Genomic DNA, 15,864 nt, shown 5'->3' with positions numbered 1-15,864 from the left:
GCTCGATGCAATAGAAAACTCTGGAGGATACAGGGAATCATGAAACTCATTAAATTTATAGGGTACTGGATCATTACCATTACGCAATTTTTTGCGATCTATAGTTATTTTCATGATGTTCTTGAATGGAATAGCCTATTAGGGCTCATCGTTGCATTGATTACAGCCGGCATTCCTATTGTGGGTACGATCTTTGGTGTTCTTGGTGCACATTACGGATGGGATTGGGCGTGGCTTGCAGCAATTGCCTTATATTTATGTCCCTACCTTTTGATGGGCGTGATTCTTCTTTTCTTGGCGTTCTTTGATCATGAAACGCTATAAAGGGAATTTCAAAAACGATAAGTTCAGCTCAATGATTTGAGATGATTTCATCACTCTCTTGAAGCCGACCTAAACACTTCTGTGCTTATCCCATCATGCTGACTTTCGGAGATGCCTGCAAAACTCTGTTCGATCTGATGAGCACTTGTTTGCAACATACCAATCACTTTGTCCACATTGATAAATTCAAAACGGTTTTTTGAACCGAGTACGGTCAGCGCCAAAGGAACCTCTTTATTAGAAAAACAAATAGGCACAGACAGTCCGCAAATATTGGGGTCTAGTTCACCTTCTGACAGGTAGTAGCCCTGTTTTTTGATTTTTTTCATCTGTTGTAAAAAACCGGTTTCATCGATGGCAAAGTCTAGTTCTGCGAGTTGAGTGGCAAAACGGCTATAGTAGTCGCGGATTTTTTGTTTAGGCAAATGGGCCAAAATCACCTTTGCCGATGAACCAATATAGACTGGTCTTGGGCAGCCACGACCATAAGTGCCAACATCAAATGGTTCGAACAGTTCATGGTGCAGATCAATGCAGGAATCATGGTTCAGATAGGTAATCAGACAACTGAGTTCGGTACGTTCCACGATGGTTTGCATAAAAGGAATACTGATCTGAACCAACGGGTCGGTCGTACGGGAAATGTAATCTAAAATTGCAATCTTTGGGCCCAGCGTGTAATCACCTGACGTTCCACTAATACGTCTCAAGATATTGGCTGAAACCAGTTCCTTGAGATAACGATAGGCAGTGGGTTTGGACAAGCCTAGTTCATCGCAAATGGTCTCGACATTGATGATGGGGCGTGTAACTGAGAATAAATCCAGGACAGTCAGAATCTTAGCAAAACTCGAAATGGCCATGATGCGTGATTTACTCCCTTAACAATATGAAATCCTTTTCAATACCCTGTCTTATAGCAGAAAAGAGGCAGTAAAGTGCAGATTTTCGTCTGTACAGGTGAGCGCTAAACTCAGGATAGACAATACGGATCTGAGAAAATATCTAAACAATAGCCTTATTACCTAATAAAAAATGTGCTTAATTATCAAATTAAGATAATTTAACTTGACTAAAAAGCTAAGTTTTAGGTAAATTGCCTGCGCAGTTTCTTATCTAGATAATTTAATTTTTTATTTCCTTAAGAAATCTGTGCTATATGAGTGGATCGTTTGTAACCGCTCATCATCAGAAAAACTCCTGATCAGTACGATTTACATCAACGATATAAACCGCATCACGGCGATCGTGGATAGTGCATGTGTCGTGAAATCTCACGGCCGAGTACAAATTTGAGACGTGCCCATGTTATTTCAACCCTTGTTGGCTTTTAGACCGAGCCGACTTGACCTGATTTTTGCGTGCAAGACTTTTGTTGCCGCGATGTTGGCACTTTTCATCTCGTTTGAACTGAACTTGGTCAACCCGATGTGGTCCATTGGAACAGTACTGATTATTGCCAGTCCCTATTCCGGCATGGTGTCATCAAAATGTGTCTACCGCTTGCTCGGAACCATAGCCGGGGCATTAGTTGCCGTGTTACTGATGCCATATCTCCTGAATACCCCTTGGATATTTACGCTGGTATTGGCATTGTGGGTAGGGTTCGCACTCTATGTCTCATTACTTGATCGTACACCACGAAGTTATGTCTTCATGCTTGCAGGCTATTCCACCGTCCTGATTATCTTTAATGCCATTGCTTCGATTGAAACATACAGTATTTTTGACATTGCTCTGGCTCGGGTACTGGAAATTTCAGTGGGAGTGATCTCCAGTGCTGTGGTTTCAGCTAGCTTCTTTCCGGTTCATCTGGGGGCCGTTATCAGACAAAGGGTCAACAAAGCCCTGAACGATCTTGAAAATGTATTCGAGAATCTGCTGAATGGGGAAGAAACTCCAGAACGTTATGCGCAGATTCTATCTGTGATGACTCGTGATACCGCGGATATTCATACCTTGACGGTACATTTAACCTATGAAAAAGGCGAACTGAAAGGCATGACTAAACCGCTACAGGAAATGTTGCACCAAATGTCACTGGTGGTGGCAAATTTGGTGGCGTTGTCACAGCGGATCAGGCAATTACAACAAATGCAGCAGGAGAGCATAGCGCTCGAATTGCAACAGATTAAGCAGCGTGTTCTGCTATTAATCAAGCAGGAACAGCCACTTAGAGAGGATGATCTACAGCAGTATCCATCTGGATTCGACACTGATTTCGATGCGTTGATGGCAGCCGTCACTCCAGAACAGCAGGTGGTGGTTGCTGCGCTAAAAATGGATATCCGGCATTTTATGGCCAATATTATGGCAGTCAAGTTGATCTGGCAGTGTATCCAACAAGGTAACAAGGAAATTCCTGCCAGCATTACGACGCTCACAACAGATTATCCAAGCCTGCACCGTGATTATGGGGTTGCGGTACGGGGCGGTGTGAGTGCAACCTTGATTACCCTAATAGTCACAGCCGCATGGATTCTATCGGGTTGGAAAGCCGGTTACATGATGGCACAAATGGGGGTAATTACCGCCTGTATATTGACCGCTTTAGATAATCCCGTGCCCGTGCTACGGATCTTTATCGTCTGGAGCCTGATTTCAGCAGGATTGGGGTTCATCTATGCCTTTGGCATTTTTCCGTATGTGACGGATTTTTGGCAGCTGGCATTGGTGCTCTGTCCGCTCATATTGATCGCAGTCAGCATGATGGCGAATCCAATCTTAATGCCTGTAGGAATGGTATTAGGCATTAATACCATGATGGGATTAAATTTACACAATAGATATAGCATTGATACTGTGGCATATCTGGACAGTTCTATTGCGATGATTTTGGGAGTAATCACCTCCTTGATTGTGATTGACCTGGTTCGGGCGATGTCCCCGGATACCAGTGCTTCCCGTATTTTGGCTTTACATTACCGTGCATTACGACAGGCCATTTACCTGGCTTATGGGACAGATTTTAAAGTTCACCTGCGTAGTATGCTGGATCGGGTCGGGATCATGAATAGCAAAGCTGTACAGGCACCCACGCTTAAAATCGCAATCCAGAATGCATTGATCGAGAGCAGTGCCATTGTGGATTTGGTTCGTTTGCAGGAACTGATGCTGCAACTTCCGGAGGGTGACCCACTGAAACAGCAGCTCAATCTGCTGCAGCAAAACCTCGATGAATACTTCCGGACGCATGAAAATCATTTGGGACAAGCTGCAAGCTTTAATCCTGCGCTGCAACAGCAAATGGACGTTTTGCAGACACAGGCGAATGAAATTCAAGATCTCCATTTCAGACAACGCCTACTAATTTCACTGAATAATATTCGGGCAAGTATCGGTCATGTGCATACAACCGGGCAGACCGCGTCACATGAGTGAAGTCAATATTTATGGCATTTATGTGCCTATTCTACTGGTACAGGCCATTTTCGCCTATGGACTATTCAGGCTATGTACTCGATTCACACATCGATGGATGATGGACGGCTGGATTGCCGTCCCCAGTATTTTCAACCTGTGTTTTTACATGATGCTACTGCTATTTATGCATTGGCTATTTCTGTGGTGTTGGGCTTAATTTTTTAATCGGATCATTAAAAAGGTACGGCAAAAGTGAATTACATGAATGCATTTGATGTGCGAAAAGTCATCCGCCCAGTGGTGTTGATGCTAGCGATTTTGATCGCAGTTTACACGATTGTGCATTTATGGAATTACTACAATGCAGCGCCATGGACGCGTGATGGCCGGGTAAGAGGGGATGTTGTTCAAGTTTCATCAGATATTTCCGGTCTGGTCACACAGGTGCTGGTACAGGATAACCAGACGGTGAAAAAAGGACAGGTGCTCTTTAAAATTGATGTTGCACGTCAAGCACTCGATGTTGAACAAGCCAAGTCTGATTTAGGCAAGGCCAAGGCGGGACTGGCACAGGCACAAGCCAGCTTGCTAGCTGCCAAAGCTAATTTGGTGAAGTCTGCTGCCAATCTGCATCTAGCAGAACAAACCGCGACCCGATACAGTAATTTGATGCAAGGTGCAATCTCCAAACAAGAGCAGGATCAAGTCTTTGCGAACCTTGAACAAAGCCATGCAGAACATAAACAGTTACAGGCTTCCATTGAGCAGGCGAAAGCCAATGTTATGCAGAACCAAGCTCTGGTTGAGGTAGCCCAGAGTCATTTGAATATGGCACGTTTAAATTTGCAGCGTTCGGAAGTGAGCGCACCGGCCGATGGTACTTTATCGAATTTTGACTTGCGAGTGGGGCATTATGTGAAGACCGGGCAGGCAGTAGCTGCTTTAGTGGATCGCAAGCAGCTTTATATCGTGGGATATTTTGAAGAAACCAAACTGAATAAGATTCATGTCGGTGCACCTGCAACGGTTGAACTGATGGGGGATGCACAAAAGCTTAAGGGCCATGTGCAGGGAATTGCCTCAGGCATTGAAGACCGTGAACGCTCCAGCAGTTCAAATCTACTGGCGAATGTAAATCCTACTTTTAGCTGGGTACGTCTAGCACAACGTGTGCCGGTCAAAATTATGTTGGATGAAATGCCTACGAATCAGCTCGCTTTCGTTTCTGGTCGTACAGCAACCATCCATATTCTGGAAAATTAACGGATTGGCTTGACCAGAAGGCTCTATCAAAAGGATATTGAGTAATCACTTTCACCGCTTCTTCATCTTTGAATTAGAGGATATAGCGTTGTCGATCTATAATGCTTTTTTTTGTAAAAATACAGGATATTTATCGAGTAGAATTATGGTAGTACGAGTAGAACTGTGTAAAGTGTGTATGAAATAGATAGTTATTCAGATAAAGACAAAAATACACATTCAAAACGATTTAGATACTTTTTAAACTAAGTTGAGGCTGCAATGTTTTTGAATAATAAATCACTTGTATTTGGTATGGTGCTGGGGTGTCTAGCACAAATTTCATTTGCTGACGAAGTGGAATTGAGTCAGCAATTTTCTAGCTGTATGGATCGATCTGGTGGTGTTACTGTAGAAATGCTTGATTGTATTGGGGCGGAAACACAACGTCAGGATATACGTTTAAATCAAGCATATAGAGATGTAATGGCATCGCTAACACCTGAACGAAAGAAGCAACTACAAGAAGCTCAGCGTGCATGGATCAGATATCGAGATGCAAACTGTGATTTCTACGCCGATCCTGATGGTGGAACAATGGCAGCTGTGAGTAGTAATGACTGTTTTATGTCCACTACCGCTTCTCGGGCCAAAGAACTGGAGAACTTCAAGTAGGAAATAAAGTACTTATTAGGGAATGGTGGACTGCTAAACAAGATGATCAGCTTGTAAAAAGGGGAGTCGCCATCCAGTTTCTCAAAGAGAATATTTTACTTTCAGATCCTATTATTTTTAGGGACATTACCAGTATGATCCATCAGTTCATTTATCTCTAATTTAAAGATACTTTTGCTCCATATAAATTTCGCCACATTCTCCAGCCATTGAGTGCCAGAAGAATAAAAAGAAAATAGAGCACGGCTGTTAAATACAATGATTTATAGCTATACATGCCGACATAAATTACATCTAAAACACACCATAGTCCCCAGCTTTCAATATATTTTTTGGCCGCCCAATAACTTGCCACCAAGCTGAAAGAGGCCAACATTGAATCCAACCAAGGTAGTGACGCTGCGGTGAAATGAGCAAATAAAGCGCCAATCACCAGACCAGCGACAATACCCACAATCAGGCTATACACCCAGATTTTTTTATTTAAATAGCCAATCTGTACGGTAAGATCCTGGTCTTGATCTTTCTTCGACCAACTATACCAACCATACAGTTGCATCAAGATAAATACGGCTTGTAATGCTGCATCTGCATATAAATTGACGCGATAAAAAATAATGATATAGAGAAATACAGCGACAATATTCACCAACCAGCAGGCTTTATATTGTTTGGAGGTCAGCCATACTCCCAACACATTGAACAGGAACGCTGCAATTTCTATATTTTCCATGGCAATATAACCTGATTAAGCAGCCAATTTAGAAGTTCAAATTGAATGACAAGGTTGCTGTGCGTGGCGAACCCAAGAATAAATAATCGTCGCCCAAAAATTCACCTGCATCACGCCAGTATTTCTTGTTGAACAGGTTATTAATGTTCAAGCGCAGCAATGCATCGGTCGTATTCAGCTTAAATTGATAGGCTGCACCTAAATCAAATACGCTATAACCCCCAACTTTTGCAGTGCCTTCTTTGTTGGCATATTTACTTGAACTGTACTGACCACCTGCCAGAACAGTGAGACCTTCAATACTCGGTACGTTATAACGAAGATGTGTTGCGAAACGAACTTTTGGCACGTTTTGCGCTTGATGATTGCCATATTCAACCGCTTCAACATTCTCCAAACGGGCTCTGGTCCATGCCAATGATGAGGTCAATGCCAAATCATCCGTTAATGCACCATTCAGTCCTAACTCTAGACCACGACTCCGCTGCTCACCTTCTTGTACAAACATAAAGCCTGTGTCAGTTGGCTGGCTATATTGGTTGTCTTGGCGTAGATCAAAAATCGACGCAGTGAATAAAAACTGCTTGATCTGTTGTTTCAAGCCAATTTCATATTGCTCTGAATAGATCGGCGCTAGGGTTTCACTAGCGTTGTTTGCAAACCAAGGCGCTGTTTTTCCATCTGACAAACCTTTCGCATAAGAGGCATACAGAGTCGTTGACTCTACAGGACTATAACTCACTGCAAACTGCGGTAAAAATTTGCCTAAATCGGTATCGCGTACTTTTACCTGACCTTCACCGTAAGCTTGTTCATCAAGCTCAACCCATTTCCCACCAAGCAAAGTGGACCAATGTTCATTCCATTCAATACGATCTAAGGCTGTGAATGCGGTTTGTTTACTTTTAAGCGCTTGATACTTTTGTCCAGCATTCGCTGTTGATGGTGCAAAGTCTGTGGTTTCTGTATAAATATTACCCACACCAATCCATTCATTGACACCGGTAAAACGATCACGAGATTTATTGGTTTGCGTAATCTCAAAATTTAGATGATGTTGTGCCCAGTTGCTATCCATCACCCCGTCCAATTTGACTTTAAATTGGTTGGTTTTGAAAGTGTCATCAGGGTTACGATAATCATAAATATCGTAATTGCCATTCGCATCAAAGGTGTTGCCTAAGCCACTGTATTCACAGACTGAATCATAGCAACCCCAAGGAAATGTTGAATAATCATCAACCTTGGATTTACTGTGCGCTGCAACGAGTCCCAAGTTCCAGTCATCATTCAATGCATAGCTATATTTTAAACTGGTATTCAGGCTGTCAATCGTGACCGGTTTGCCCCAAGTCTGATAACCCAGCAATCGATCCCACTTCACATTTTGTGGGACTTTGCCATCCAATAATTGATAACCCGGCACTGATCTTTGTTCGGAACGCTGTGCTTCCAGATCAAATTCCAATTTGGACTGCGCTGACATCTTCCAATCCAAGGCCAATGCCGCTAGATAGCGTTCACCATCTACATGGTCGACATAAGACTCTATCTGCTCATTCACCAGATTGATGCGATATCCGAATTGTTGCTCATCACCCAAGAAACCACCGACATCACTTGCCACTGAAAACTGTCCATGTTGATCGGCAGAGAATGTTAATGCTTGTACTTCTTTCGGTCGCTTGGTGACATAATTGACCACACCACCCGGGGTCGACATCCCACTTTGAATCGCGGAAATGCCTTTTAAAATTTCTACGCGTTCTTTGTTTTCAAGCGCAACGTTTTGTTCACCACGAATCACATTACCATTAATCAGATAGCTAGATGCCAAATCGAGTGCAAAACCACGTGAGACAAAGTTTGGATAATAGCCAATCGCGGCATAACCATCACCAATAGATGCATCATTTTTTACCACATCATTCAGTACACGAGCATGTTGCTCCGCGATGAGATCTGCAGTGACGATAGAGACTGATGCCGGTATTTTTTGCAGAATGTCCGTAGCAAATCCCTCAACATTCACTTTGGCACTCGAGTAAGGGATGCTTTGATCAGCTGTGGCGACAATCGTGTCAAGCTGTTGAACATCGTCTTCAGCATAAGTCAGCGGGGCTAAACAGAGCTGCGACAGAATGATCAATTTTAAAGACTTGGTTAATACATTCTGTTTGAATTGACGATTGTTCATACGAAACCTTATGTATGTGAAATGGGGGATGATGCTGGGGTTAGAGAGAGCGACTGAGAAGATTGCAATTCGTGTTGAATGAGTCGGGTTAACGTGTGGTTAAATTGCTGACCTTGTTCGCCAAAGAACCAGTCGACGTGCCCGATGATCCAATGGTAATAAGCAGCATCGGCATGTTGTTGGTTTTGAGTAATGCCAACAAAATACTCAAGTTCTGAAAAAGCGAAATCCAAATGCACGATTTTCAGTAGTTCCGGCAAAATACTCAAATCTTCTTGTGGAGGTATCTCGGAAAAATAGGCGTGTAGAAAGGCGGTTAAACCGGTTTCATCAATCTGAATATGTGAGCTCTGTTCTAATTCTAACCAATCAATAAAATTACGTTCAATCGTCACAGCCAGATCATAAATTGCTGAATTCCGATCCGATAGACCAAAATCAATCACAGCCGTAATCTCAGCATCCGCATTAGGCGCTGACCAAAAGAGATTTGAAGCATGTAAATCGTTGTGCGTCCAAATTTTTGCTGCCTGTTGCAAAACAAGCTTAATCTTCTGATGAATCTGTGCGACTCGATCTAGAAAGCACGGTTCTAGATTTTTATCGGCAAAATAACAGCTTAATTCTGGACTTTGTATAATGCGCGATTGTATGGCTGCAACGATATTTTCACTTTCTAAAAGCTGCTGATTTGATACTAGATAACGTGCCGATCGCCCCTGCAGATCAGGGAAATCCTGCATCGCACGATGCAGTTTAGCAAGCAAAGATCCCGCTTTGGCGGCATGTTCAGCATAGAAAAAAGGCTTCCAGGATTGCTGATCTGCATATAAATCAAAACCCTCTGCTTTTTCATAGACTTCATAAGTCCAGTCACCCAACTCTAAAGCCGTGAGACCTTGATGGGTCGAGAGCAAGGTTGCAACAGGAATTTCCTTGCCGGCTAAATGCTGAAGAACGGCATGCTCCTGTAAAATATCGCGGGCACGACGAAATGAACAATGGCTGCGCTTAATAAAATACGGATGAGCGACTGTTTCATCGGTGGTCGCTGAATCCTGTACAATGGTTAAGAGTACAGCCGATGAAAAGGGGCGTGGACTATGCCATAAGGTCTGAATATTGCCTTGTAAACATGCATAATGCTGCTGCAGGCTTTGTAATTCCCGTTCAGAAATATGTGCCCAGTCTTTATTTTCCCAAGCATTCCCCATACCATGACCTAAATCATCTGTGATGATGGTCATCGTAGACACTCCTGAGCCAGATTCTCATTTCGCAATAGTGGATCTTCATCATTTAAGAAAATTTGGATGCATCATTTTGATCCACATTTAATATGTAAGACATACGATACAGTTAAGTGGTACATACCAGTATTAAGCTGAACGCAAGTTTAGCGTTTTAAATAAAAAAATAGAATGATTAGTTGTTATAAGTATTTCAGAAATTATAAAGCCTAAAAACAGTTCAAGTCGCCAGGATCTAAATTTTTACGATGAACATTAAAGCTTATACGTGTATATCCAAGGTCATTTCAATTTTGTCTTGGGACCAAATTTCGATGTCATATTCGATCACAAGATCGTCTGATTTTGAAATACGTTCAATGTAAGTTGCTGTTTGGCTTAAAGGAATTCCTAAATATTGGCTCTCGAAATGGGATACACCGGTATTTTTAATTTTTAACTGGCTACTCGTGTAATCATAATGAAAACGATTTTTAACGACTTCTTGGACTGAAGTAATCACGTCATAATTCAGTACATTTGGAAATAACCTGATAGGCAAATAGTTATATTCTAGAAGTACAGGTACATCATCCGCATAACGTAAACGAATAATTTCAATAAAGCCGAGTTGGCGACTTTCTTCACTAAACAGATCACTGCGATTAAATTGATCAATCTGTTGGGCCGAGATCAGATCTGTTCGTGCCTGAAAGCCCTGTGTCTGCATGTAGGACGCAAAATTATCAATTGAGGTTGGACAATATTGAATTTTCTTATTACTTACGAACCAGCCAACATTCTGACGTTTGTAAATTTTATCTTCAGCACGAAGCTGTTCATAGGCTTTACGCACGGTTTCCCTTGAGCACTCAAACTTTAATGCCAAGTAACGTTCTGATGGAATCATTTGATTAGAACTATAATTTTTCAATTCAGCTTCAATCAAATCTCTGATTTCCATATATTTCATTCAATAAATCCAGCTCGTCAGCGTAAGTTATATTGATGGTACTAAATTAAAGAATCGAGAAACATAAAAATAAGGGCACAGATCAGTAAAATGAGTGAATGAAGCACTCAATCAAGCAGATAAGTTCACAAAATACCGGATAATTTCTTCTTAAATGATAATTAAATAGGAGCACATCATTAGGCACTTTTGAACTTGATGATGAATATATTTAAGGCACTATTGCAAATAGCCATTGATGATAAGCAAAATGGTTTTTAGCTAAAGGTCGAGTATATAAATCTCTTCCATAGTCGGCGTTTTTAGGGTGAAACTATTCTTTGAGATGTACGCTGGTATTAGCATAGGAATTGAAGCCATGTGTGTACTACATAAAGGGCAAGCTTCGTCATTTTATTGTGGTCACAGCATCAGGGTGAAGTATATTTAGTGAAGAAAATTTTCGGCCTCTAAACACTTTTTAAAGGGAACATCACCGACTTAAATTTCTACTTTTTCAAATTGCTCTTATCTGAAACTCAACTTCAGAAAAGACCAAAAATCAGGTAAAATAAAAGACAGATCAATACCTTATTAGGATGCTTGCTGAGATAAACTTTTAAATGCTGTGAATGACCTGTTGTGAACCCTATTCAATACGCTTTGAACCGTACCGGGTTTGTCGGAGACCAACTTTCTTGAGAGAATGTCCCGATGACAAAACCAAAATATACCCCTGAAATCCGAGATAGAGCGGTTCAATTATTGATTGAATCCGAAAAAGATTATCCATCGAATTGGGCTGCAATCACTGCTATTGCTCCCAAGATAGGTTGTACTCCTGAAACACTGCGTGTTTGGTATTTAAAACATCTCGATCAACAAAATCCTATCAAAGTACAACAGGCATCAGATCAAGAAAAAATGAAGCAGATGGAACGTGAAATCAAAGAATTAAAGCGTGCCAATGAAATTCTACGTAAAGCAGCTGCTTTTTTCGCCCAGGCGGAGCTCGACCGCCCACACAAATAATGGTGGATTTCATCCATAACAATAAAGACTTATATGGTGTTGATGCGATTTGTAGGATTTTACCGATCGCAGCTTCAACCTATTACCGAACTTTAGATCTCGCGGACAATCCAGAACATCGAGCGAAGCGAGATTTACATGACTTGCATCATGCTGAACAAATTAAACGAATTTGGAAGGAAAGTTCAGGTCGATATGGTGTACGTAAAGTTTGGCAAAAATTGAAACGTGAAGGCTATATTATTGCACGCTGTACAGTTGCTCGATTGATGCAAAAGCTAGGTATACAAGGTGTTTGGCGAGGTAAGAATAAACAAACTACCCATAGCCGAGATGATCAAAAACGAGCAGATGACTTGGTGAAACGCAATTTTAGTGCTGATCACCCTGACCAGCTGTGGGTCGCTGACTTTACGTATATTCAAACAAATTCAGGCTGGGTCTATACCGCCTTTATTATTGATGTGTTCTCGCGAGCAATTGTTGGATGGAAAGTATCAACACGGATGAATACAGACATGGTGCTCGATGCACTGGAGCAAGCATTGCATGATCGAGGCATGCCAAAGAACGTGATTCATCATAGTGACAGAGGTGTGCAATATCTTTCCATTCGTTATACCAATCGTTTAGAAGCAGCAAATTTACGAGCATCAGTCGGTACGACCGGTGATTCATACGATAATGCTTTGGCTGAAACGGTGAATGGCTTATACAAAACAGAGGTGATTGAATATTTAAAAGCGGATTGGCAAGGTTTAGCGGATGTACAACTTGCGACACTAAACTGGGTAGATTGGTTCAATAAAGAGCGTGTACATAGTGCACTAGGTTATGTGTCACCTTTTGATTTTGAAGCAATGTACTATGATAAAATTAACCCATTAGGTCAGGTGGCCTAACTTAAATAAAAAGTCTCCCACAAACCCGGTACGGTTCACCACTGAGTTTCGTAGTGGGCTTTTTATTTCGGAAGTGTATTGGATATAAATAGCCTAAGTGATTAAAAAATTATTTAAATAAAAGTAGCTAAGTTAAAATCATTCATCAAACTCATAAATGAGTTTTCAATACCTTGCGACGGGTTTGTTGCAGCAATAAATAATGCTCCAATTCATCAATCGGCATCGGCTTGGCAAATAAATAACCTTGATAATGATAACAACCCTGTTTTTCTAATATATCGCGTTGAGCTTCAGTTTCTACACCTTCTGCCAAAACGGAAATACCGAGAGTTTTTGCCAGTACAATAATCATTTTTGCGATTTCCGCATCATTCGTACTCACCTCAATATCGCGGACAAAGCCTTGGTCAATTTTGAGCTGATCAATCGGAATCCGTTTGAGATAGGTAAGTGAAGAATATCCCGTACCAAAATCATCCAGCGAAAACATGACACCATAACGTTTCAGTATCGTCATTTTTTCTATGATGTCTTCAATCTTCATCACCAATGCACTTTCAGTGAGTTCCAATTTCAAGAGATGTGCTGGAGCTTGAGTACGTTCTAGAATATCAAGGACGTCTTGTACAAACTCATCACGTGCAAACTGACTGGCACTCACATTTACAGCAATACTAAGATTGGCTGTTTGTGGCTGTTTGGACCATACCGTTAACTGGCGACAGGCCGTTTCCAATACCCAACGCCCCAATGAAATAATCAGACCATTTTCTTCTGCTACCGGGATAAAGCGGGCCGGTGAAATCATCCCTTGCGTTGGATGCTGCCAACGTAACAGTGCTTCCACACCCGTGACCTGTTTTGCTCCGTTCACTTGAGGTTGGTAGTACAGGATGAACTGATTTTTTTCCAGTGCTTGACGTAAGCCCGCATCAATATCAGCACGCTGTTGCACCTGGGATTGGATTTGCGGATCAAAAAAACGATAGGTATTACGACCATAAGTTTTGGCATCACTCATGGCGATATCCGCTCTTTTAATCGGATCTTGTACATTCTCATCGGCTTGTAAGCCGAACAGGCTAATCCCAATACTCGCTGAACTACGATATTCCGAATTTCCAAAGAAATAGGGTTGAGTTAGAGCTTGTAGAATACGCTTCGCCGTACTCTCAGCCTGCTGGATTGCGCTGGCTTCGGACGTGCTTAGCGGATCCAGTAATACAACAAATTCATCACTGCCGAGACGGGCAATCATATGATTTGTGCCAACACATTCTAATAGGCGAGTGGCTACTTGCTGAAGTAAACGATCACCAGTTTCGTGACCTTCTGTATCGTTCAAAGCCTTGAAGTTATCTAGATCAATACACAGAATTACGCCAGTTTGCTTGTTAGATTCTGCATCGCGTATGCTCTGTTCAAGACGTTCTAAAAATAAGCGGCGATTAGGTAATTTAGTTAAAGAATCATAAAAGGCAAGCAAACGGACTTTTTCTTCCGAGGCTTTATAGGCAGAGAGATCTGTAATCGAGGCAACATAATGGGTGATTTGACCATTTTCATCGCGAACACTGGCAATTGAGATGTGTTGCGGGTAGAGATCTCCATTTTTGCGTTTATTCCAGATTTCTCCTTGCCAGGAGCCTGTGGTACGAATGTGGTCCCACATGGTGGCATAAAAATTTTTATCGTGCATGCCGGATTGCAGGATGTGAGGCGTATGTCCAATCAGTTCTTGCTGGCTATAACCGGTGATTTCGGAAAATGCTTTGTTGATACGTAAAATCACCAGATTGGGATCAGTAATTAACATCCCGACCTGAGATTCAAATGCTGTCGCTGCAATCCGCTGGTTCTCTTCAGCCTTTTTTCGTTCCGTAATATCACGTGCTGAACCGAAGAAAACTTGATAGTCATCAAGATGAACCATCACAGAACTGACTTCTACCGGATAGCGTTCACCTTGAGCATTTTGATAAAGCGTTTCAAAACGGATACCTTCAGGTTTGTGAATGTTTTCCTTGATCAGGTCCTGAATTTCTTGTTTATTATAACAGACGTCCCAATAACATGGGGTTTTCCCAATGACATCTTCGGGAGGGTGACCAATCATCTGAAAAAATGAGTCGCTCGCTTCTAGAAGCTTACCTTGCATATCAAGTACATGAATACCGTCTTTTGCATTGCGTAACAACATCTGGCTGCGACGGTTGGCCAAGACACTCGCCTGGATCTGCCGCCAGAGTTGCCAAGCGGCAACGCTGGTCACGATCAGAAAGAGTAATTCAAGCAATATGGCTTTGGTAATGTCATCGTACCATTGAGCAAGATAGTCATCTTCACCCAACCCCACAATGACAAAAACCGGCATACTGCTGAGCCGGCGAAAGTTGCCAATTCGTGGAATTTTATCGGTTGTTTTTCGCGTGTAAAGGGTACCCGACTGGGCGCCAGCACGAACCAGCTGGATCAGTTCCGGTGGGCCGCCCACATAACCGACCTTGCCATTCGGTGTTTGCAGAGTAGGATGACGGGCGATAATCCGGAAATCCAGATCCTGAACCAGAACTACACCTTTAGGGCCGACATCTAGATCCGAGATAAGGGTATTAAAGTAACTGGCAGGCAATGTAGCGGTTATTATCCCCACAAAATTTCCATTTGCATCATGATAAGGCCGAGCAAACACATTGACCCAATCTTTACCATTTGGTTCCTGAATCAGTTTAGTAACCAATAACTGGTCTTTAGCTTGTTGAGCTTTCTTAAAGAAAGGATAGTGAGCATAACTGAAAGTATTGGCTAAACCACCATTGCCATATCTGATCTGACCTTGAGCATCTGTGACATGAATGTTTGCAATGGAATGAATCCAGTTTTCTTGTTTTTGAATGAGCTGATTAATCTCTACAGGATTCAGTTGTTGTTTTTCACGTAATTCTTTATCTAAAAAAGTTTGCAAAATATGTAAAGATAAATCGATTTCTCTAGCGCTGCTGCTAACACTTTTTTCCAGCAGCAAGGTTAGATTTTCAACGCTGGTACGAATCTCACTTTCTTTGCGTTCACGTGAAGTCTGAAGGGTATAGGCCAACAGAGCGATCATAAAAATATTCATGATCGCGACGGTAAGAAAAAGAAAGACGAAAATCGATTTGTTCTTTTGTAGCATATTTGCTCTGAAATCTAAGATTTTATTGGCGGTATCA

The 15,864-nt window shown here is 41.9% G+C and carries 12 protein-coding genes and 1 other annotated feature; of the genes, 6 read left to right on the top strand and 6 right to left on the bottom strand.

The features are described 5' to 3' along the window. Positions 1–39 precede the first annotated feature (39 nt). Positions 40–324 (top strand): hypothetical protein, encoded by a 285-nt coding sequence (locus PGW99_RS05840; RefSeq protein ID WP_273779284.1) that lies wholly within the window; start codon positions 40–42, stop codon positions 322–324. A 50-nt stretch (positions 325–374) separates the two neighbouring features. On the opposite strand, the gene PGW99_RS05835 is transcribed toward PGW99_RS05840, so the two are convergent. Continuing rightward, a complete protein-coding gene (locus tag PGW99_RS05835) occupies positions 375–1,187 on the bottom strand; it encodes an IclR family transcriptional regulator (protein ID WP_273779283.1) in 813 nt (270 codons plus the stop codon). Between the two features lie 442 nt (positions 1,188–1,629). Between PGW99_RS05835 and PGW99_RS05830 the strand changes: the two genes are divergently transcribed. From PGW99_RS05830 to PGW99_RS05815, 4 genes are all read left to right on the top strand, one after another. After that, positions 1,630–3,705 carry an FUSC family protein gene (locus PGW99_RS05830; protein WP_273779282.1) on the top strand — a complete coding sequence of 692 codons (2,076 nt, stop codon included), beginning with the start codon at positions 1,630–1,632 and terminating at the stop codon, positions 3,703–3,705. Beyond that, positions 3,698–3,904: a DUF1656 domain-containing protein gene (locus PGW99_RS05825; protein WP_273779281.1), complete on the top strand. Its 207-nt coding sequence runs from the start codon at positions 3,698–3,700 to the stop codon at positions 3,902–3,904. The genes PGW99_RS05830 and PGW99_RS05825 overlap by 8 nt, the downstream gene beginning before the upstream one ends. A 44-nt stretch (positions 3,905–3,948) precedes the next feature. Next, positions 3,949–4,950 carry an HlyD family secretion protein gene (locus PGW99_RS05820; RefSeq protein ID WP_273779280.1) on the top strand — a complete coding sequence of 334 codons (1,002 nt, stop codon included), beginning with the start codon at positions 3,949–3,951 and terminating at the stop codon, positions 4,948–4,950. A 261-nt stretch (positions 4,951–5,211) separates the two neighbouring features. Further along, complete coding sequence (locus tag PGW99_RS05815; protein ID WP_273779279.1) at positions 5,212–5,604, top strand: lysozyme inhibitor LprI family protein; 393 nt, start codon at positions 5,212–5,214, stop codon at positions 5,602–5,604. 157 nt (positions 5,605–5,761) lie between these two features. On the opposite strand, the gene pnuC is transcribed toward PGW99_RS05815, so the two are convergent. The 4 genes from pnuC to PGW99_RS05795 form a co-directional block, all read right to left on the bottom strand. Beyond that, complete coding sequence (gene pnuC / locus PGW99_RS05810) at positions 5,762–6,337, bottom strand: nicotinamide riboside transporter PnuC (protein ID WP_273779277.1); 576 nt, start codon at positions 6,335–6,337, stop codon at positions 5,762–5,764. Between the two features lie 28 nt (positions 6,338–6,365). Continuing rightward, positions 6,366–8,534: a TonB-dependent siderophore receptor gene (locus PGW99_RS05805; protein WP_273779276.1), complete on the bottom strand. Its 2,169-nt coding sequence runs from the start codon at positions 8,532–8,534 to the stop codon at positions 6,366–6,368. 8 nt (positions 8,535–8,542) lie between these two features. Further along, on the bottom strand, positions 8,543–9,781 hold the full coding sequence (locus tag PGW99_RS05800; RefSeq protein WP_273779275.1) for a phosphotransferase enzyme family protein: 1,239 nt from the start codon (positions 9,779–9,781) through the stop codon (positions 8,543–8,545). A gap of 265 nt (positions 9,782–10,046) precedes the next feature. After that, positions 10,047–10,736, bottom strand: a complete 690-nt coding sequence (locus tag PGW99_RS05795; RefSeq protein ID WP_273779274.1) for a GntR family transcriptional regulator — start codon at positions 10,734–10,736, stop codon at positions 10,047–10,049. Positions 10,737–11,429: 693 nt separating this feature from the next. On the opposite strand from PGW99_RS05795, the gene PGW99_RS05790 reads away from it, so the two are divergent. After that, positions 11,430–12,649 (top strand): IS3-like element ISAba2 family transposase gene (locus tag PGW99_RS05790; RefSeq protein WP_099527933.1). Its coding sequence is split into 2 segments (ribosomal slippage): positions 11,430–11,706 and positions 11,706–12,649, totalling 1,221 coding nucleotides; the frame shifts between segments, so codons are not numbered across the junction. Beyond that, positions 11,705–11,821: a sequence feature (AL1L pseudoknot), on the top strand. It overlaps the preceding gene by 117 nt. Positions 12,650–12,800: 151 nt before the next feature. Here the strand turns inward: PGW99_RS05790 and PGW99_RS05785 are convergent. Then, positions 12,801–15,761: a bifunctional diguanylate cyclase/phosphodiesterase gene (locus PGW99_RS05785; RefSeq protein ID WP_273779273.1), complete on the bottom strand. Its 2,961-nt coding sequence runs from the start codon at positions 15,759–15,761 to the stop codon at positions 12,801–12,803. Positions 15,762–15,864 lie beyond the last annotated feature (103 nt).

Origin of the sequence: Acinetobacter sp. GSS19 (assembly GCF_028621895.1) — a bacterium.
GTDB lineage: Bacteria > Pseudomonadota > Gammaproteobacteria > Pseudomonadales > Moraxellaceae > Acinetobacter.
This window is presented reverse-complemented; position numbering and strand designations above follow the sequence as displayed.

Excerpts from the sequence above, each read along its gene's own strand:
- PGW99_RS05800 (WP_273779275.1), bottom strand. The coding sequence starts at position 9,781 with ATGACCATCATCACAGATGATTTAGGTCATGGTATGGGGAATGCTTGG.
- pnuC (WP_273779277.1), bottom strand. The coding sequence starts at position 6,337 with ATGGAAAATATAGAAATTGCAGCGTTCCTGTTCAATGTGTTGGGAGTA.
- PGW99_RS05835 (WP_273779283.1), bottom strand. The coding sequence starts at position 1,187 with ATGGCCATTTCGAGTTTTGCTAAGATTCTGACTGTCCTGGATTTATTC.
- PGW99_RS05805 (WP_273779276.1), bottom strand. The coding sequence starts at position 8,534 with ATGAACAATCGTCAATTCAAACAGAATGTATTAACCAAGTCTTTAAAA.
- PGW99_RS05785 (WP_273779273.1), bottom strand. The coding sequence starts at position 15,761 with ATGATCGCTCTGTTGGCCTATACCCTTCAGACTTCACGTGAACGCAAA.
- PGW99_RS05825 (WP_273779281.1), top strand. The coding sequence starts at position 3,698 with ATGAGTGAAGTCAATATTTATGGCATTTATGTGCCTATTCTACTGGTA.
- PGW99_RS05815 (WP_273779279.1), top strand. The coding sequence starts at position 5,212 with ATGTTTTTGAATAATAAATCACTTGTATTTGGTATGGTGCTGGGGTGT.
- PGW99_RS05840 (WP_273779284.1), top strand. The coding sequence starts at position 40 with ATGAAACTCATTAAATTTATAGGGTACTGGATCATTACCATTACGCAA.
- PGW99_RS05795 (WP_273779274.1), bottom strand. The coding sequence starts at position 10,736 with ATGAAATATATGGAAATCAGAGATTTGATTGAAGCTGAATTGAAAAAT.
- PGW99_RS05830 (WP_273779282.1), top strand. The coding sequence starts at position 1,630 with ATGTTATTTCAACCCTTGTTGGCTTTTAGACCGAGCCGACTTGACCTG.
- PGW99_RS05820 (WP_273779280.1), top strand. The coding sequence starts at position 3,949 with ATGAATGCATTTGATGTGCGAAAAGTCATCCGCCCAGTGGTGTTGATG.